Annotated in this window: 11 protein-coding genes; 8 read left to right on the forward strand and 3 right to left on the reverse strand. The window is 68.4% G+C overall.

Translation table 11 applies throughout. From position 1 onward, the window contains the following. Window positions 1–220: 220 nt before the first annotated feature. Window positions 221–1,129, reverse strand: a complete 909-nt coding sequence (gene bla, locus SLW55_RS07535; RefSeq protein WP_320744894.1) for a class A beta-lactamase — start codon at window positions 1,127–1,129, stop codon at window positions 221–223. A 98-nt stretch (window positions 1,130–1,227) separates the two neighbouring features. Between bla and ampR the strand changes: the two genes are divergently transcribed. Next, the gene (gene ampR, locus SLW55_RS07540; RefSeq protein WP_267098160.1) at window positions 1,228–2,106 is read left to right on the forward strand and encodes a LysR family transcriptional regulator AmpR; all 879 of its coding nucleotides are present in this window, start codon (window positions 1,228–1,230) and stop codon (window positions 2,104–2,106) included. A 206-nt stretch (window positions 2,107–2,312) separates the two neighbouring features. Further along, window positions 2,313–2,603, forward strand: a complete 291-nt coding sequence (locus SLW55_RS07545; protein ID WP_039727065.1) for a hypothetical protein — start codon at window positions 2,313–2,315, stop codon at window positions 2,601–2,603. A 494-nt stretch (window positions 2,604–3,097) separates the two neighbouring features. On the opposite strand, the gene SLW55_RS07550 is transcribed toward SLW55_RS07545, so the two are convergent. Next, window positions 3,098–4,957, reverse strand: coding sequence for an ABC-F family ATP-binding cassette domain-containing protein (locus SLW55_RS07550; RefSeq protein ID WP_267107625.1), 1,860 nt, complete (start codon window positions 4,955–4,957; stop codon window positions 3,098–3,100). Between the two features lie 252 nt (window positions 4,958–5,209). Here SLW55_RS07550 and SLW55_RS07555 point away from each other — a divergent pair, with 252 nt between their 5' ends. The 4 genes from SLW55_RS07555 (at window position 5,210) to SLW55_RS07570 (ending at window position 14,601) form a co-directional block, all read left to right on the forward strand. Continuing rightward, complete coding sequence (locus tag SLW55_RS07555; protein ID WP_320744895.1) at window positions 5,210–7,600, forward strand: TonB-dependent receptor; 2,391 nt, start codon at window positions 5,210–5,212, stop codon at window positions 7,598–7,600. Window positions 7,601–7,903: 303 nt separating this feature from the next. Next, window positions 7,904–10,294, forward strand: a complete 2,391-nt coding sequence (locus SLW55_RS07560; protein ID WP_295964615.1) for a TonB-dependent receptor — start codon at window positions 7,904–7,906, stop codon at window positions 10,292–10,294. 695 nt (window positions 10,295–10,989) lie between these two features. Further along, on the forward strand, window positions 10,990–13,374 hold the full coding sequence (locus SLW55_RS07565) for a TonB-dependent receptor (protein ID WP_320744896.1): 2,385 nt from the start codon (window positions 10,990–10,992) through the stop codon (window positions 13,372–13,374). 795 nt (window positions 13,375–14,169) lie between these two features. Further along, window positions 14,170–14,601 (forward strand): hypothetical protein, encoded by a 432-nt coding sequence (locus SLW55_RS07570; RefSeq protein ID WP_267099877.1) that lies wholly within the window; start codon window positions 14,170–14,172, stop codon window positions 14,599–14,601. On the opposite strand, the gene SLW55_RS07575 is transcribed toward SLW55_RS07570, so the two are convergent. Continuing rightward, window positions 14,591–16,105: an MASE1 domain-containing protein gene (locus SLW55_RS07575; RefSeq protein ID WP_320744897.1), complete on the reverse strand. Its 1,515-nt coding sequence runs from the start codon at window positions 16,103–16,105 to the stop codon at window positions 14,591–14,593. The two genes, SLW55_RS07570 and SLW55_RS07575, sit on opposite strands and share 11 nt — an antisense overlap. A gap of 480 nt (window positions 16,106–16,585) precedes the next feature. Here SLW55_RS07575 and ybaL point away from each other — a divergent pair, with 480 nt between their 5' ends. Together ybaL and SLW55_RS07585 are read left to right on the forward strand one after the other, a co-directional pair. Beyond that, window positions 16,586–18,265: a YbaL family putative K(+) efflux transporter gene (ybaL, locus tag SLW55_RS07580; RefSeq protein ID WP_267099879.1), complete on the forward strand. Its 1,680-nt coding sequence runs from the start codon at window positions 16,586–16,588 to the stop codon at window positions 18,263–18,265. A 212-nt stretch (window positions 18,266–18,477) separates the two neighbouring features. Further along, window positions 18,478–19,209 (forward strand): aldolase/citrate lyase family protein, encoded by a 732-nt coding sequence (locus SLW55_RS07585; protein ID WP_150409772.1) that lies wholly within the window; start codon window positions 18,478–18,480, stop codon window positions 19,207–19,209. Window positions 19,210–19,264: the final 55 nt, after the last annotated feature.

The raw sequence follows: 19,264 nt of genomic DNA on the forward strand, positions 1-19,264 counted from the left end.
AGCACGGCCGCGGTGGCCGTGGCCGTTGGTACAACGCGGGCGATCGCGCGCGGCATCGACACGTGGCGTCGCCGATGCTCGCGAGCAGCGTCTCGTACGCATGGCTGCGGTTCCCGCTCGTGGGATCAGCCGCGACTGACCTTCGCGATAAAACCTGTCGCGGCCGAAGCCGCGCCTACCGGAGATCGACCTGCATCCGGCGCGACAGCGCGCAACGCGCCTAGCCAGTACGCAGCGTCTGCGCAGGCAGCGAGGCAACGACCGCCTGCGCCACCGCTTTCAGCGTCGCATCGCGCGCGGCGCTGTCGACCGTGGCGCCGTTGAGATACGCGGTCAGCAGCAGCGGCGTGGGCCGTCCCGGCGCCCAGACGATGGCGATGTCGTTGCGGGTATCGGTGCCGTTGCTGCCGGTCTTGTCGCCGATCTGCCAGCCCGCCGGCAAGCCGGCGCGCAGGCAGTCGTTGCCGGTACGGTTGTCGCGCATCCAGGCAATCAGGCGCTGCCGCGACACTGGCTGCAGCACCTCGCCGAGCAACAAGGCACGCATCGTCGCCGCCATCGCGGCCGGCGTGGTGGTGTCGCGCGGATCGCCGGCGACGAACTCGTTCATGCCCGGCTCGTTGCGGTCCAGTTGGGTCTGCGCATCGCCCAGCGCACGCAGGAAGCGGGTCACCCCGGGCGGGTCGCCGACCAGCGGCAGCAGCAGGTTGGCCGCGGTGTTGTCGCTGTAGATCATCGCCGCGCGGCACAGCTCGGCCACGCTGAGCGTGCCGCCGACATGGCGCTCGGACACCGGCGCATTCGCCAGCAGATCCGCCTTGCGCACCGGCACGCGCCGCTCCAAGGCCAGCTCGCCGCGGTCGACCCGCTGAAGCACTGCCCCCGCCAATAGAAATTTGAAGGTACTGCACAGCGGGAAGCGCTCGTCCTGGCGCTGTCCGCCGAGCGTTGCGCCGCCGCCGTCGAGCAGGCTCACGCCGAGCCGGCCGCCACTGCGACGCTCGATCTCGGCCAGCTGCAGTTGTAGCGTCGGCGTCGGGTTTTTCGCATTTTTTGCCTGTGCACCAGCCACGACCAACAGGCTCGCACCCATTCCCACGCCCTGCAGGAACCGTCGTCTCGTCAGCATCGTCCACCTCCGTCGGGAGCCAGGATGATGGCCGCATTGACCCACCCCCACCAGCGAGGTTATTCAATCGCACCCATGAGCCGAATTGATACCTGGCGATGATCCGTCCGCATCTGCCGTTGAACGCCCTGCGTGCCTTCGAGGCCGCGGCGCGGCACCAGAACCTGACCCGTGCCGCCGCCGAGCTGTGCGTGACCCAGGCCGCGCTGAGCCACCAGATCAAGCAACTGGAGGCGCGCCTGGGTGTGGTGCTGTTCCAGCGCCTGCCGCGCGGCGTCGCCCTGACCGACGAAGGCCTGCGCCTGCATCCGGTGCTGACCGAGGCCTTCGACCGCATCGCCGGGACGCTGCAGCGCTTCGCCGGCGGTCGCTACCGCGAGACGCTGAGCGTGGGCGTGGTCGGCACCTTCGCGGTGGGCTGGCTGCTGCCGCGGCTGGACGCCTTCCACGCCGCGCACCCGGACATCGAACTGCGCGTGTACACCCACAACAACCGGGTCGACCTGGCCGGCGAAGGCCTGGACCTGGCGATCCGCTTCGGCGATGGCGACTGGCAGGGCCAGCACGCCACGCCGATCCTGGACGCGCCGTTCGCGCCGGTGTGCGCGCCGGCACTGGCGCCGCTGCTGCGCACGCCCGCGGACCTCGCCAGGACCACCCTGCTGCGTTCCTATCGGCTGGACGAATGGCCGCGCTGGCTGCAGGCCGCCGGCGCGCCCGAGGTGCAGGCGGGCGGCCCGATCTGCGATGCCTCGCTGACCCTGGCCAGCATCGCCGCGGCCGGCCACGGCGTGGCCTTGCTGCCGCTGCGGCTGTTCGCCCAGGACCTGGATGCCGGGCGGCTGGTCTGTCCGTTCAGCACCCGCATCGACCTGGGCCGCTACTGGCTGACCCGGCTGCGCTCGCGCGCGGAAAGCGACGCCGCCCGGCGCTTGCGCGAGTGGTTGCTGGCCGAGCAGGCCGCACTGGCCGACTGAGCGACACCGCTGCCGCCGCATTGGACGCCGGCAGCGCTTGGGCACACGCCGGCACGCACCTTGCTTCGCCTATCAGCAAGGCCTGACAGTAATGTGAAGAATTTGTGCACTGCCGCTTGGCGGCCGGGCAGGCCCGAAATATGATCCTGGTCGCAGTCGCACTGTGCGCCGGGGATGGCGCTGACCGTTTCGGGGGAAACATGCTGATGAACCGTGCTGTCCTGACCGCCCGTCCGGGCCTGGTCTCGCGTGACGTCGTGCTGGCAGCCGTCCTGGGCTGCCTGTGTGTGCTGCATCTGGCCTACTTCCTGCGCGGCGGCGCCAGCGAATGGCATTGGGCGCTCAGCGCCGCTGGCCTGGCGCTGATGGCGCTCAAGGCCAGCCTGCGGCCGACGCCGACCGCCCGCCCCTCGCTGCAGAGCCTGCGCTCGCGCACGCCACTGGACTGGGCGGCGATCGCCGGCGGTCTGCTGGTCGTGGCCAGCGCTGCCGCCTGAGCGGCACGGGCCGGCGCCGCGCGCGTCGGCGGATGCGATCGTCCTCATCCTGCACGGCATGTCCGGCGCGCGCGATTGCGCCGGGCACGGCCTGCCACTGTCGCCAGCAGCGTCCTCGTGGGGCAGGCGCGCGCGCAGCCCTGGGCGCTGGCGCAGGCGATGCAGGTGGGACTTGCCGTTGGCTGAGGCGATGCGGCGTCGGGGCTGAAGCCCCTCCCACAGGGATGGGCCGGCTCGCGCTCCGGTCTGGCCTGGAGCGGCGTCAAGAAGCGATTGAAGCCCCTCTCCCACCGGGAGAGGGGTTGGGGTGAGGGTACGCCGACACGCACGGCCGGCCACTCCGAGTCCCCAGGCACCCGCACCCTCATCCGCCCCTTTGGGGCACCTTCCCCCGAAAAGGGGGCCATGGTCCCGCAGGGAGAAGGAACCGTCAGCTCGACGTGGATCGTCCGTGCTCGCCGGCACACACCGGCAATGGCGAGATCCACCGAGGCTCAGGCGCCGTCGATCAACTCCATCCACGTCTGCTCGGCCTGGGCCAGGTCGCGCGCGGCGGCCTCGCGCTCGCGGCCCAGCACCGCCATCTTCTCCGCATCGGCGTAGTGCTTGGGATCGGCGAGCTGGCGGTCGAGCTCGGCCAGGGTTGCTTCCAGTTCGCCCACGCGCTTCTCGGCGGCGGCCAGCTTGTGCGGGTTCGGCGGCTTCTTCGCCGGCATTGGCTTGACCGGCGGCGGCGGGGTCGGCGCGGCCTCGGCCAGTTTCTGCTTGGTGCCCTGCGCGGCCGGGCGGGTGCGCAGCCAGGCGGCATAGGCGTCGAGGTCGCCGTCGAACGGCTCGACCACGCCGTCGGCCACGCGCCAGAAGGTGTCGCAGACCAGGCCGATCAGGTGGCGGTCGTGCGAGACCATCACGATCGCGCCCTCGAAATCGCTCAGCGCCTCGGCCAGCGCCTCGCGCATCTCCAGGTCGAGGTGGTTGGTCGGTTCGTCGAGCAGCAGCACGTTGGGCTGTTGCCAGGCGATCAACGCCAGCGCCAGGCGCGCGCGCTCGCCACCGGAGAACCCGTCGACCGGCTCGAACGCACGGTCGCCGGGGAAATTCCACTTGCCGAGGAAATCGCGGAACGCCTGGTTGCTGGCGTCCTTGTCGATCTCGCGCATGTGGTCCATCGGCGACTGGCCTTCGTGCAGCGACTCCACCGTGTGCTGGGCGAAGTAGCCGATACGCAGGTCCGGATGCGCCATGCGCTCGCCGGCGATCGGCGGCAGTTCGCCGACCAGGGTCTTGACCAGGGTGGTCTTGCCGGCGCCGTTGGGGCCGAGCAGGCCGATGCGCTGACCGGCCTCCAGGCCGAAGCCGACGTTGTGCAGGATCACCGCGTCGGCGCCGTAACCGGCCTCAGCGTGATTGAGGCGGATCAGCGAGAACGGCAGCTTGGCCGGCGGCGCCAGTTCGATGCGGAACTCGCGCTCGGCGCGCACCGCCTCGGTGCCGGCCAGCTTCTCAAGGCGCTTCATCCGGCTTTGCGCCTGCGCCGCCTTGGACGCCTTGGCCTTGAAGCGGTCGATGAAGCTCTGCAGGTGGGCGCGCTCGGCCTGTTCCTTCTCATGCGCGATCTGCTGCTGGCGCAACTGCTCGGCGCGCTGCCGCTCGAAATCGGTGTAGCCGCCGGTGTACAGCTTGGCGCCGCCGTTGTGCAGATGCAGGGTGTGGGTGGCGACGTTGTCGAGGAACTCGCGGTCGTGCGAGATCAGCAGCAGCGTGCCCGGGTATTTCAGCAGCCATTGCTCCAGCCAGTACACCGCATCCAGGTCGAGGTGGTTGGTGGGTTCGTCGAGCAACAGCAGGTCGCTGGGCATCATCAGCGCGCGCGCCAGGTTCAGGCGCACGCGCCAGCCGCCGGAGAACGAGGACACCGCGCGGTGATGGGTCTCGGCCGGGAAGCCGAGGCCGTGCAGCAGCTTGCCGGCACGCGCATCGGCGTCGTAGGCGCCCATCTCGGCCATCTTGGTGTGGGCGGCGGCGACCGCCTCCCAGTCCTCGCGCGCGGTCGCCTCGGCCTCCTCGGCCAGCACCGCGGCCACCGCGGTGTCGCCGCCGAGCACGAAGCTCAGCGCCGGGTCCGGCAGCGACGGGGTTTCCTGGGCCACGCTGGCGATGCGCACCTTGCCGGGCAGGTCGACATCGCCCTTGTCGGCCTCCAGTTCGCCCTTCACCGCCGCGAACAGGCTGGACTTGCCGGCCCCGTTGCGGCCGACCACGCCCACCCGGTAACCGGCATGCAGGGTGAGGTCGACATTGGACAGCAACAGCCGCTCGCCGCGGCGCAAGGCGAAATTACGTAGGGAAATCAAGGCAGGGCACTCGGCTAGCGAGGCGGAAGTGTAGCCGCTTCGCCCGCCCCGGCCCACCCGGGACGGCAATGCGGCACGGTCCGGGGCGGCGCGCGGGCCGCCGCGAAAACCCGACCCAGGTCCGTTTTTGTATACGCGCCCATGTGAAAAACGGATTTCAATCCGATGGCACACGCTGCACCGCAGCATCCACCCCGCCCCACCGGAAATCGCCAGACCCGCGCCAATCCCCCAGCCAGGAGTCTCCGCCCGATGACGCAACGCCGCCTCCCCCTCGTCCGTGCCGTCCTGCTCGTGCTCGCCTCCGGCAACAGCCTCGCCCAGTCCCAGCAGGCGCCGACCACGCTGGACAACATCATCGTCACTGGCACCCGCATCGCCGACCGCACGGTGGCCGAATCGCAATCGCCGATCGACATCATCGCGCCCGAGGCGCTGCAGGCCACCGGCGCCAGCGACCTCGCCAGCGCCCTCGGCAAGCTGCTGCCGTCGCTGAACTTCCCGCGCCCGGCGATCAACGACGGCAACGACACGCTGCGCCCGGCGACCCTGCGCGGCCTGTCGCCGGATGCGGTGCTGGTGCTGCTGGACGGCAAGCGCTACCACACCACCTCGCTGGTCAACTACAACCCGTCGGTCGGGCGCGGCTCGGCGCCGGCCGACCTCAACTCGATCCCGATGTCGGCGATCGCGCGCATCGAAGTGCTGCGCGACGGCGCCTCCGCGCAGTACGGCTCCGACGCCATCGCCGGGGTCATCAACATCGTGCTCAAGCACGGCGCCAAGGCCGGCAGCAACAGCGTCTCCGTCAGCGGCGGCATCATGGACAAGGGCGACGGCGCGCAGAACGGCATCGACGGCTCCTACGGGCTGGCCTTCGGCGGCGCACCGGGCGGCGAGGCGCCGGGCTGGGTGCGGGTGTCGTGGAACTACCTCAACGCGATGAACACCAACCGCGCCGAGAACACCGACAAGGCCACCACCCTCGCCGGCGCCGGCAACCCCAGCGGCGTGCCCTACGAGCGCTACGGCGATCCGGCGCTGAAGACCTATCAGGGGCTGGTCAACTTCGGCTACGCGCTCACCCCGCACGTCGACCTGTACGGCTACGCCAACGTCAGCCGCCGCGAGGTGCTGTCTAACGGCTACTACCGCGCCTGGGACAACAGCGACCGCAACGTGCCGGCGGTCTACCCCAACGGCTTCCTGCCGCAGATCTACAACCCGTCCAACGACCGCGCCGCGGTGCTCGGCGTCAAGGGCAGCACCGACAGCGGCTGGACCTGGGACGTCTCCGCCGACTACGGCAAGAACGACGTCACCTTCGACCTGCGCAACACCATCAACACCAACCTGTACTGGAGCACCGGCGCCTCGCCGACGCGCTTCAACGCCGGCGGCTTCCGCAACGAGCAGAACGCGCTCAACGCCGATTTCAGCAAGTCCCTGGACTGGGGCCTGGCCTATCCGGTCAACCTCGCCTTCGGCGCCGAGTACCGGCAGGACAAGTACGCCGTGGTGGCCGGCTCGCCCACCTCGATCTACTTCGATCCGAACGCCATCAACCCGGACACCGGCGCACCGTATCCGGGCGGTTCGCAAGTGTTCCCCGGCCTGTCGCCGACCGTGGCCGGGCAGTTCCAGCGCCACAGCAAGGCGGTGTACGCCGACCTGGAAGCGGACCTGAGCGAGCGCCTGTCCGGCGGCGTGGCCGCACGCTACGAGGACTACAGCGATGCCGGCACCACCCGCTCGGGCAAGCTGTCGGCGCGCTACCAGCTCAACGACGCCTTCGCCGTGCGCGGCACGATCTCCAACGGCTTCCGCGCGCCCTCGCTGGCGCAACAGAACTACGCCTCGGTGGTGACCCTGCCGGTGGACGGCGTCCTTAGCCAGATCGGCACCTACCGCACCTCCGATCCGGTGGCCATCGCGCTCGGCGCCAAGCCGCTGGCGCCGGAGAAATCCACCAACTACAGCGTCGGCGCGGTCTGGCAGCCCGGCGGCGGCTTCAATTCCACCCTGGACCTGTACCAGATCCGCATCTGGGACCAGATCCTGTATTCGGACCAGATCTCGCTGGCCGTGCCGATCGGCCAGGTCAGCGCCGCACAGTTCTTCGTCAACGGCGCCACCACCCGCACCCGCGGCGTGGACTGGGTGAGCAACTACCTGCTCGACCTCGACCGCGCCGGCACACTCAACCTGAGCTTCAGCGCCAACTACAACAAGATCGAGATCCTGGAGATCTCCGATCCGAACTTCGGCCGCGCCAGCCAGGGCCTGCTGACCGATGCCACGCCGCGCACCAAGTACGTGCTCAGCGGCGACTGGAGCCTGGCCGGCTGGACCCTGCACGGCGACGCCACCCGCTATGGCGCCATCACCCGCCGCGGCGACGACGCCGACGGCAGCCAGGATCAGGCGTTCGCGGCGCGCTGGCTGCTCAATCTGTCCACCAGCTACGCCTGGCGCGACCTCACCTTCACCGTCGGCGCCGACAACGTCACCAACCAGTACCCGACCCGGACCGCGCTGAACAACATCTACGACGACCGCCCCAACGGCCTGCAGTACTCGCCGCTGTCGCCGTTCGGTTTCAACGGGCGCTACTGGTACGGGCGGGTGAGCTACCGCTTCTGAGCGACCCTGGTGGGCGTCGCCGCGATGGGCGACGACGTCCGCCACGCGCGGCCGACAGGCCTATGCCGCAGCTGTCCCGGTGGGCGCGGACGCTACCGGGACGTTGTGCGTGCCTCCCCATTGCGGACGGCGGCGCGCGGCGTTCTGCCGCCCTTAGAACGCAATGGAATAAGAACATGCGCTTGCATCCTGCGACGCAGCACGCATGTTAAAAAATAATTAGACATCCCTGAGGACGCGGCCTGCCGGCCCTGCCGGTCGCCGCACGCCCCGCCTGCCGTTTTGGCACCTGCTGGAGTTTTTATGAACCGTCCGTTGTCGCTGCTGGCGAGCGCCGTGCTCGCCGCCCTCGCCGCCCCCTCCTTCGCCCAGACCGCGTCCGACGCGCCGAGCACGCCCAGCACATTGGATACAGTCATCGTCACCGGCACCCGCGTCAGCGACCGCACCGTCGCCGAGTCGCAATCGCCGATCGACATCATCACCCCGGAGGCACTGCAGGCCACCGGCACCTCGGAACTGGCGACCGCGCTGTCGCGCGCCCTGCCCTCGCTGAACTTCCCGCGCCCGGCGCTGACCGACGGCACCAGCGGCATCCGCCCGGCGCAGTTGCGCGGGCTCTCGCCCGACCAAGTGCTGGTGCTGGTCAACGGCAAGCGCCGCCACACCTCGGCGATGATCAACGTCAACGGCACCATCGGCCGCGGCGCCTCGGCGGTGGATCTCAACGCGATCCCGATCGCCGCGATCGAGCGGGTGGAAGTGCTGCGCGACGGCGCCTCGGCGCAGTACGGCTCCGACGCCATCGCCGGCGTGGTCAACATCGTGCTCAAGGGCGCCGGCGAAGGCGGCAGCCTGGCCGTGGAGCACGGCAAGTACTCGGCCGGCGACGGCGCCAAGTCGCAGCTCTCCGGCGATACCGGGGTCGGCTTCGGCGACGGCCGCGGCAGCCTGCACGTGGCCGGGCAAATCAGCCAGCAGGACGCCACCAACCGCGCCGGTCCCTACCAGGGCACCGCGCCGAACACCGGCAACTATCCCGGCATCGGCCAGACCACCTTCGTCTACGGCGACCCCAAGGTCGACGCCACCGCGGTCTCGGCCAACGGCGAGTTCCGCTTCAGCGATAACCTCACCGGCTACGCGACCGCGATCGCCAGCAACCGCGACATCACCTCGTTCGCGTTCTACCGCTCGCGCAACCACAACGGCCAGACCGCGCTGCTGGCGCAGGTCTACCCCGACGGCTACGTGCCGCAGATCGAGCAGTACTCCAAGGACCGCTCGCTGGTCGCCGGCCTGAAGGGCAGCACCGCCGGCGGCTTCGCCTGGGACGTCAGCTACAACTACGGCTACAACAAGGTCGACTTCCACACCGCCAACAGCATCAACTACAGCCTCGGCGCGGACAGCCCGCGTCGCTTCTACGACGGCGCGCTGGAGTACACCCAGAACGCGGTCAATGCCGACTTCACCCAGCCGCTGGAATGGGGCCTGGCCTATCCGGTGACGCTGTCCTTCGGCGCCGAGTACCGCCAGGAGAAGTGGAACCAGTCGCCCGGCGAGCCGGCCTCGTACACCGGCACCACCGGCGGCGCGCAGGGCTTCGCCGGCTTCGCGCCGCTCAACGCCGTGCATTCGGACCGCCACAACTACGCGGTGTACGCGGGGCTGGAAGCCGACCTCACCGACAAGTTCTCCGCCGGTCTCACCGGCCGCTACGAGGACTACTCGGATTTCGGCAGCAAGACCTCCGGCAAGCTATCGGCGCGCTACGCGTTCACCGACAAGGTGGCGCTGCGCGGCACCGTCGCCAGCGGCTTCCGCGCGCCGTCGCTGGCGCAGCAGCAGTACCAGGCGGTGACCAGCAGCTACATCAACGGCAGCTTCTTCGAATCCGGCACCTTCCCGGTGAACAGCGCCGTGGCCCAGGCGCTGGGTGCCGCGCCGCTGAAAGCCGAGACCTCGCTGTCCTACAGCCTGGGCCTGGTGCTGCAGCCGGTCGAGCGCCTGTACCTGACCGTGGACGCGTACCAGATCGAGATCGACGACCGCATCCTGCTGTCGTCCAACCTCAACGATGCGGCGGTGCTGGGCAAACTGCGCCAGCTCGGCTACAGCAACGTCACCAGCGTGCGCTACTTCAGCAACGCCGCCGACACCCGCACCCGCGGCGTCGACGTGGTCGGCACCTACAGCATCCCGCTGGCGGCCAGCACGCTGGACCTCACCGCCAGCTACGGCTACAGCAAGACCGACATCACCCATGCGGTGACCCAGCCACAGGCGCTGGCCGCGATCGGCTCGACCCAGACCACGCTGGGCCGCGACGAGATCGGCCGCCTGGAGGACAGCTACCCGAAGGACAAGCTGATCCTCAGCGGCACCTGGAAGCTGCCGAAGTGGGATCTGAGCCTGGCCGCCACCCGCTACGGCGAGTTCACCGTGCGCAACTCGGCCACCGCCGCCCGCGACCAGACCTACGGCGCGGACTGGGTGGTCGATGCCTCGGCCAGCTTCAAGCCGAGCACCAACTGGACGCTGACGCTGGGCGCGGACAACGTGTTCGACCAGTACCCGGACAAGACCGCCAACCTGATCAACTCCACCTACGGCATGCTCCCGTACAGCAACTACTCGCCGTACGGTTTCAACGGCGCCTACGTGTACGGGCGGATCAATTACCGCTGGTGATCGCACGCGCGGGTATCGATTGCGCCTGCGTTGAACGGCATGACGACGGCCCGGGTTTCCGGGCCGTTGTTGTTGTTGGGGCGGGGATTGGGGATTGGGGATTGGAGATTCGCCAGCCTGCGACGTTTTCGCCGGCCTGAACTTTCTAGCAGGAGCGGCTCCGGCCGCGGCACGATGCTGTCCATGGGCGCGGCTGAAGCCGCTCCTCCAGCGCATGGATCGGGCGTCCTTGTGGGAGGGACTTCAGTCCCGACGCATGAAGGTGCCGGCTGGCGTTGGGCTTCACTCGTCGCGGCTGAAGCCGCTCCCACAAGCGCCATACGCATTGCTCGCGAGATGCTGCGCTCGTGCAACCGCGACGCGCCCAACACCGTGCTCTGCCTCGTGCCGCGCAGCCAGCATCCCTCACATCGCACTGCGAAAAACGCCGCAGCACCCGCGCGCAGGCACCGCCGCGTGCACCATGTCCGTGCGCATGGGCGGCATTTTGTCTACACGCCCGGAAAATCCCGGGATTGGCGCTGCCGCAACGCCTGCAGCGGTGGTTGCAATTGCAACCTCGGCATCAGGCTTAACGGAATATTGACTCCACTGACATCAACCGGTAATCCCTAGGTCGCGTCGTCGCATCCGCCAGGGGACAGGGGAGTGCGCATGCAGCGGCGCCTCCCCCCACTTCTGGAGCCGCCTCCCCCATGACGCGCACGCTCACTCCGCTCGCCCACGCCGTCGCCCTGTGTCTGGCGACGTCCGCCGTTTCGGTCCACGCGCAGAACACCGGCAACGCGCAAACGCTGGACACCGTCATCGTCACCGGTACGCGTGTGGCCGATCGCACCGTCGCCGAATCGGCCTCGCCGATCGACATCATCTCACCGGAGACGCTGCAGTCCACCGGCACCACCGAACTGGCCACCGCGCTGTCGCGCGCGGTGCCGTCGTTGAACTTTCCACGCCCGGCGATCACCGATGGCTCCGATGCGGTGCGCCCGGCGCAGTTGCGCGGGCTCTCGCCGGACCAGGTGCTGGTGCTGGTCAACGGCAAGCGCTACCACACCACCGCGCTGGTCAACCTCAACGGCGCGCAGGGCCGCGGCTCCTCGCCGGCCGATCTCAACACCATTCCCATCGCCGCGGTCGAACGCATCGAAGTGCTCCGCGACGGTGCCTCCGCGCAATACGGTTCCGACGCCATCGCCGGCGTCATCAACATCGTGCTCAAGGGCAGCGGCACGGGCGGCAGCCTGGCCGGGCGCTACGGCAAGTACAGCGCCGGCGACGGCGAGCAGTACCAGCTCTCCGGCGATGCCGGGCTCACCTTCGCCGAGACCGGCACAGTGCACTTCGCCGCGCAGGCCGGACACCAGGACCAGACCGACCGCGCCACGCCGTACCAGGGCCAGGTGCAGCAGCGCTACGGCGACCCCGACGTGGACCAGGGCGCGGTCTCCTACAACGGTCAGTACAGCCCGGCCGACTACATCACCTTCTATTCCTACGCGATGCTCAGCCGCCGCGAGGTGCTGTCCAACGGTTACTTCCGCTGGTCCGGCGACAACCGCAACCGCCCGGAGATCTACCCCGACGGCTTCCTGCCGCAGATCTACAACGTCAGCAAGGACGTGTCCTGGGTCGGCGGTGTCAAGTCCAGCACCGCCGGCGGCCTGGCCATCGACCTCAGCTACAACTACGGCCGCAACGATCTGAGTTTCGACGTGCGCCACAGCCTCAACAACAGCCTCGGCCTGGCCAGTCCCACCGAGTTCTATGCGGGCGCGCTGCAGGTCACCCAGAACGTGCTCAACGCCGACTTCAGCAAATCGCTGGAGGTCGGCCTGGCCTACCCGCTCACCCTGGCCTTCGGCGCCGAATGGCGCGGCGAGAAGTTCAACGAATCGCCGGGCGCGCCGGCGTCCTATCTCAACGGCGGCATTCCCTCGGCCAATGGCACCCTGCTGCCGGGCGCGCAGGTGTTCGCCGGCTTCAAGCCCAGCGACTCCGGCCATTACGACCGCAACAGCTACTCGGCCTATCTGGACCTGGAAGGCGACATCACCGACAAGTTCTCCGCCGGCCTGGCCGGGCGCTACGAGAACTACAGCGACTTCGGCGACACCGCCACCGGCAAGCTGTCGCTGCGCTACGCCTTCAGCCCGAAGGTCGCGTTGCGCGCCACCGTCTCCACCGGCTTCCGCGCACCGTCGCTGCAGCAGCAGTATTTCCAGTCGGTCGCCACCAACTTCATCAACGTCGCCCAGCCCGACGGCAGCATCGCCGCCACGCCGTTCGAGATCGGCACCTTCCGCACCGACAACCCGGCGGCGATCGCGCTCGGCGCCGAACCGCTGAAGGCCGAGAAGTCCAAGAACTACGGCCTGGGCCTGGTGCTGCAGCCGGTGGACGCGCTGTACATCACCCTCGATGCCTACCGCATCGACATCGACGACCGCATCGTGCTCTCGGAGAATCTCACCTCCACGGCAGTACGCAACTACCTGCAGGGCAACGGCTACGCCGGCATCGGCGGCGGCCGCTACTTCACCAACGCCATCGACACCAAGACCCAGGGCGTGGATGCGATCGGCACCTACAAGCTCACGCTGCCCACGAGCAGCCTCGATCTCACCGCCGGCTACAACTACAACAAGACCGACATCGAGAAGATCGCCGGCAATCCTGCGGTCCTGGAAGCGATCGACCCGACCGCGGTACGCATCGGCCGTGCCGAGATCGGCCGCATCACCCGCGGTTCGCCGCGCGACAAGTTCTTCCTGAGCAGCGTATGGTCGCCCGGCGCCTGGGCCTTCACCGCCACGGCCACGCGCTGGGGCGAATTCACCGACTTCGGCACCACGCCCGCCGCCGACCAGACCTATGCGGCCAAATGGACCCTGGACCTGTCGGCCGCCTACACCCTGGGCAGCTGGCGCGTGACCGTCGGCGGCGACAATGTGCTCAACGAGTATCCCGACCGCTCGCGCGCCGGTGCCGGCACCCGCACCTATCTGCCGTACAGCACGTCCTCGCCGTTCGGCTTCAACGGCGCCTTCGCCTACGCCAACGTCAACTACAGCTGGTGACGCATTGCGGCGGCGGTGTCCCGGCACCGCCGCCGCCGCGTTCACCGCAGACAACGCGGTGACCGCATGTCCGCCAGGTCGGTCTCGATGGCGTGCGACGCTACACCGCTGACGCAGGAGTCGGATGGGCACCAACGCGGCGGTGACGAAGCGTCGGCAAAGCGCGCGCCCATAAGCCTCGTCCCGTTCGGCAACGCATCGCACTCGCGCCGTCATCCGTTCGACCCATGCGTTTGCAGCGACGCATCGCCTGATCGCGGCCGACAGCGACGCAGAGGCGTCAAACATTCGCCGCGCGATCCGGGCGCATCGGGCCGAGCGACTGTACCGATCCCGTCACGTCGGTGATGGCCATCTCAGACACGACACGATCGTGATCGCATCCGAAAAACGCAGGGCGACGGCGCGATGGATTTCCCCACGATGCAACGCGCTCGCCATCGACAGCGGCATTCGGCATCACTTGGCTGTGCCGAACGCGGAAGCGCCAGCAACAACATGCCCTGCTGCACCGCGAGAACATACCCGCAATGTGTGGCATGGAAACTGCAATAAGGTCCACGCCCGACACCCCGGCGATGCCGGATGGTCGACGCGAATCGCGCGTGACCTGGGGCCATACCTGGGCAAGCCGATGCGGCGTATTTGCGGGAATTCTTCCGGAAAAATAAGCGTGAGCCACATCACAAGTATGAATCGATTGATTATTTGTCAACAGTGGCCTGTTGCGATTCGCGTAATGTGGAATCGCCTGAACGGCAGGCAAAAAAGCCCCATCCGGGGAAGGACCTGATTATGTGGAAAACTTCTAAACTCGCGACACTCTCGGGCATCGTGCTCTGCTCTGCGCTGGCGTCCAATGCCTATGCACAGAGCTGCTGCCCGGGCGGCGGTGTCGGTACGCCGATCGCCATTCGCGGCTTCGGCGAGAGCGCACCAGCGGCGACCAACCTGTCCACCAACGCGTCGGTGCGCATCTATCAGTTCGAGCGTAACGGCGTGACCTACCTGCAGATCAACGACAGCACCGGTCAGGTGCGCGGTGCGGTCGGCCGCGTCGGCGACACCGCCTGGGTGACGCCGATGGGCAAGGACGTGGATCGGGTGAGCACCGTCGACACCTTCGACAGCAGTCGCGGCACCGTGGTCTACGATGCGCGCTACTTCACCGTGCAGCTGGCCAGCAGCGCCAACGGCGACGTCTGGACCGTGACCATCAAGAAGTAACGGTCTTTTGCAGCGGCTCGGAGATCAGGAAACTGATCTTCCGCTCATGACGGCGCCGGCAGGTGCCGTCATGAGCCTTTAACCGGCTTGCCAACTCCCAGTCCATCTCGTCGGCGCTATGCTGCCTGCGATCGCTGCCTGGCATCGCCGCATCGGCTTCCACGGTCACCACCACGCCGCGTTTGCCGCGTGCCGTCCAGACCCGTGCGGTGATCGTGTGCCGGCCCGCATCGGGCAGGATTTCCATGGCGTTGAGCACGCAGCGATACGCCGCCAGTTGCAGCCCGATGGACAGCCGCCGCGAATCCCCGTGCAGCCGCGCCTCGACCTCGGTATCGCAGGCGTTGGCGAAGGCGATGGAATTCAGCGCGCCGTACAGGCCGTGGGTTTCGATATCCAGCGGATACAGCGCCGCGACGTAATCGTCCAGCAACTGCGCCTGGATCACCCCGGTACGGTTCATTTCCATCGCCGCGGCGTAGTGACCGTGCTCCTTCAGCGTACTGGCGATGTCGCGGCGCAGCTTGTTGATGTGCACATGGATGTCGGTGTACTCGATCACGCGGTTACGCAGCGTGCGCTCGGCCGACATGTAGCTGGCCTGGGCGACTTGCAGGGCCTGCCTTTCGGCAAAGCCGAAGCGTTGCGCCTGGTCGAAGGCGACAGAGAGCCTGGCGCCTAGCGAAGCGAGCGCAGTCACCGCGAATGCCACCAACAACTGCACCTGCAATGTGTCCACATCGTAGGCACCGGCATAGTTGGTCTTTGGCAGTGACATGGCCACCGCAAAGTTGGCCATCACAACACCGATTGCAGCGCCTCGCCATGCATGCTTGAACGTCAGCCACACAGCCGGCGCGATCATCAGAACCAGAACGAACTGGCGCAGCACACCCTCGGCCTGCATTGCCCCAGCGAACAGGACGGCCATCAGTAACGCAGCGACGCCTGAGCTGTGCAGCAGCGTCCTTCGCTCGCCTGTATCTCCCTCTCCTCGCCTGACCCACAGCAGGGCGGGAAAGACGAACATGACGATACCCAGATAGAAACCTATCCAGAACTTCAGCGTGTTTTCCAGATTGATATAGGCGGCAGGCCCACCCAGCAGCCAGTTGACTCCCTTGTTGACGAGCACTGCCCACAATGCCGCGCACAGGCAGATCAGCGGCAGCCAGCTCTGCTCGACCCGAAAATCAGGAAGGCTGCGCCGGACCGCCCAAGGCAGCAGCGAGAAGGCCGGCATCAACAGGAACGAGCTGCCGTACACCCAGACCGGATTTGCCCCGCCCTCCTCGATCATCGGCACACGCATGCTCAGCAGCGCCGCCGCGTCTCCCAGAAAAACGTAGGGCCAAAGCCGATACGGGAGAAACAGCAGTGCTGCGGTGCGCAGTCCGATCGGCAGGAACCATTGATCCAGAGAGCAGTGCCACACGGCCAGGTAGGCCGCGCAGTACACCGCGCTCAAGAGGATTCCGCTCGCGAATGTCTTCAGTCTAGCCATGCCACCCTGGTCCTGGCAGGACACCTAATTGGCGCAAACATACACCACGGCATGGGCCGGAACAGTAGACAGATAACGTCCATCATCCGCTGTAATGCCTTTCCTGACAGGGAGTTGCGTGGGGGACCCGATCGCTGCGACTTCCATCCCACTCAAGGTGTCGGGGAGCGGGAGCCGGGGCCGGGATGCGGCACTGCCCGGGGCGCCGGTTGCGCGGCTCGCCGGCCCTGGCAAGCGCATCCGTGCCCCACCTGCGCGATGCCGGGGGCATGCGTCTCGCGGCCGCCTGCTCCCGATGCCGGCCGCCCAGCCGCCGCCCGAGATCGTCCCGTCCTGTCGCCGCACGCGCAGCCCGCACGTAATGGGCCTGTGGCCCAATCACGATGCCCGGGGTCCGCCAGCCGTTTGGCGCCCCCCACCCATTTGCCGACAAAAGCCCCGATCGGCGACACTCGGGGCCTACTTGTTCTGCGATCCTGAATGCATCACGACACCAGTCTCATCGACATCATCGCGGTCGGGCTCGCGCTCGCCTTCCTCCTCGGCACGCTCGCCCATCGCCTCAAACTCTCGCCGCTGGTCGGCTATCTGGTGGCGGGCATCTGCGTGGGCCCGTTCACGCCGGGCTTCGTCGCCGACCAGGCCCTGGCCACCCAGTTGTCGGAACTGGGGGTGATGCTGCTGATGTTCGGCGTGGGGCTGCACTTCTCCCTCGAAGACCTGATGGAAGTGAAGTGGATCGCGATCCCCGGCGCGCTGGCGCAGATCGCGGTCGCCACCCTGCTCGGTTGGGGACTGGCCTGGAGCATGGGCTGGCCGACCCTGCACGGCCTGGTGTTCGGCCTGGCGCTGTCGGTGGCCAGTACCGTGGTGCTGCTGCGGGCGATGGAGGAACGGCGCCTGCTGGAAACCCTGCGCGGGCGCATCGCGGTCGGCTGGCTGATCGTCGAGGACCTGGTGATGGTGCTGGCGCTGGTGCTGCTGCCGGCGCTGGCCGACGCGCTCGGCGGCAAGGGCGCCGATACCGGGGCGATCCTCGGCGCGCTCGGCGTCACCCTGCTGAAGATGGCCGCGTTCGTGGCGGTGATGCTGGTGGTCGGCCGCCGCGCGATTCCGTGGGCGCTGGAGAAAGTCGCCGCGACCGGCTCGCGCGAACTGTTCACCCTGTCGGTGCTGGCGATCGCGCTGGGCGTGGCGTTCGGCTCGGCCACCCTGTTCGGCGTGTCGTTCGCGCTGGGCGCCTTCTTCGCCGGCATGCTGCTGAAGGAATCCGAGCTCAGCCACAAGGCCGCCAACGACTCGCTGCCGCTGCGCGACGCCTTCGCGGTGCTGTTCTTCGTCTCGGTGGGCATGCTGTTCGATCCGCACATCCTGGTCGAGCATCCCTGGCAGGTGCTGGCCACGTTCCTGACCATCACCGTCGGCAAGTCGCTGGCCGCCTTCGTAATCGTGCGGGCGTTCGGCCACCCCACCGGCATCGCCCTGACCATTTCCACCAGCCTGGCGCAGATCGGCGAGTTCTCCTTCATCCTGGCCGGCCTGGGCGTGAGCCTGGCGATCCTGCCCGAGACCGGCCGCGACCTGATCCTGGCCGGCGCGCTGCTGTCGATCATCGCCAACCCGCTGCTGTTCACCTGGCTGGACCGCTGGCAGGCGCGGCAGGCGGTGGAGGCGCCGGTGACGGTGGAGCCGGAATTGCCGCCGGGCCCGTCGCTGGACCTGGTCGACCACGCCATCGTGATCGGCTACGGCCGGGTCGGCAGCGCGCTGGCGGCGGTGCTGCGCGAGCGCGGCGTGCCGGTGCTGGTGATCGACGACAACCGCGACCACGTCGAGCGCGCTCACGCCGACGGCATCCCCGGCATCCGCGGCAGCGCCGCCGCCGACCGGGTGCTGGCCGAGGCGCACCCGGACAAGGCCAAGATCGCGATCCTGGCGATCCCGCAGCCGCTGGAGGCCGGCGAAGCCCTGGCCAAGCTGCGTGCGCTGAACCCGACGCTGACCCTGCTGGCGCGTGCGCACAGCGACGCCGAGGTCAAGCACCTGCTCGACCACGGTGCCGACGGCACGGTGATGGCCGAGCGCGAGCTGGCCTATTCGCTGGCGGAAATGGTGATGGCGACGCCGCCGTATCGGGGGATGCGCGCCGCGGCGCGCTGAGGCATTGACAGCGCGACTTAGGGATTAGGCATTGGGGATTGGGGATTCGCAAAAGCGGCTCCTCTTCGGACGGTGAGTCGCAGAGCGAAAAGTGTGGTGGCGCACAGAAAGCGTCTACGGCGGCCGTGAAGACCCGTAGCGAATCTTCTTGATAAGCATTCTCGTTTGCGGCAGGATTGCGCTCCCTTCCCCAGTTCCGCGCGCCCTCCCCCATGGCCTGCAAGATCGGGTTGCTCAACTCCGTGCCCAGTGCCCTGCTGTGCGAGATGTTCGGGCATGTCGGCTACGACTTCGCGGTACTCGATCTGGAACACGTGCTGCGCTCGCCCGCCGAGCTGGAACATGCCATCCGCGCCTGCGAGCTGGGCGGCTGCGAACCGTGGGTGCGCGTGCCCGAGGTCGATGCCAAGCTGATCGGCCGGGTGCTCGATGCCGGCGCCCGCGGCGTGGTCCTGGCCGGGCTGGACAGCGCCGAGCAGGCCGAGCGCGCGGTCGCCGCCGCGCACTTCCCGCCGCACGGCCGCCGCGGCATCACCGGCGGCCGGGTCACCGGCTTCGGCAGCGTGGCCCTGGCCGACTACATCGCCGGCAGCCGCGCGCGCCTGCGCGTGATCCCGATGATCGAGAGCGCCGCCGGCGTGCGCGCCCTGCCGCAGATCCTGCAGGTGCCCGGCGTGTCGCTGGTGATGGAAGGCGCGCTGGACCTGGCGCTGGACCTGGGCGTCGGCCCGCAGCCCACCCATCCGCAGGTCTGGGAACAGCTGCTGGCGATCGACGCGGCCTGCCGCGCCGCCGGCGTTCCGTTCTGCCCCAATCCCCGCGACGCCGCGCAACGCGCGCACTGGCTGGCGCAGGCGGACCTGCAGTGGCTGTTCGCCGGCGAAGACCGCGCGTTGCTGCAGGCCGCGTTGCGCCAGCGCGCGGCCGACCTGCGCAGCCCCTGACCGTTTTCGTGCCTCTGGAGTCGTCGTCTTGATCGCTTCGCTTTCCCCTTCGCTG

This window comes from Xanthomonas sp. LF06-19, from assembly GCF_034105425.1.
Classification (GTDB): Bacteria; Pseudomonadota; Gammaproteobacteria; order Xanthomonadales; family Xanthomonadaceae; genus Xanthomonas_A; species Xanthomonas_A sontii.

What these genes read in the sequence shown, in the direction of transcription:
- bla (WP_320744894.1), bottom strand. Translation starts at nt 1,129, where the DNA reads ATGCTGACGAGACGACGGTTCCTGCAGGGCGTGGGAATGGGTGCGAGC.
- ampR (WP_267098160.1), top strand. Translation starts at nt 1,228, where the DNA reads ATGATCCGTCCGCATCTGCCGTTGAACGCCCTGCGTGCCTTCGAGGCC.
- SLW55_RS07545 (WP_039727065.1), top strand. Translation starts at nt 2,313, where the DNA reads ATGAACCGTGCTGTCCTGACCGCCCGTCCGGGCCTGGTCTCGCGTGAC.
- SLW55_RS07555 (WP_320744895.1), top strand. Translation starts at nt 5,210, where the DNA reads ATGACGCAACGCCGCCTCCCCCTCGTCCGTGCCGTCCTGCTCGTGCTC.
- SLW55_RS07560 (WP_295964615.1), top strand. Translation starts at nt 7,904, where the DNA reads ATGAACCGTCCGTTGTCGCTGCTGGCGAGCGCCGTGCTCGCCGCCCTC.
- SLW55_RS07565 (WP_320744896.1), top strand. Translation starts at nt 10,990, where the DNA reads ATGACGCGCACGCTCACTCCGCTCGCCCACGCCGTCGCCCTGTGTCTG.
- SLW55_RS07570 (WP_267099877.1), top strand. Translation starts at nt 14,170, where the DNA reads ATGTGGAAAACTTCTAAACTCGCGACACTCTCGGGCATCGTGCTCTGC.
- SLW55_RS07575 (WP_320744897.1), bottom strand. Translation starts at nt 16,105, where the DNA reads ATGGCTAGACTGAAGACATTCGCGAGCGGAATCCTCTTGAGCGCGGTG.
- ybaL (WP_267099879.1), top strand. Translation starts at nt 16,586, where the DNA reads ATGCATCACGACACCAGTCTCATCGACATCATCGCGGTCGGGCTCGCG.
- SLW55_RS07585 (WP_150409772.1), top strand. Translation starts at nt 18,478, where the DNA reads ATGGCCTGCAAGATCGGGTTGCTCAACTCCGTGCCCAGTGCCCTGCTG.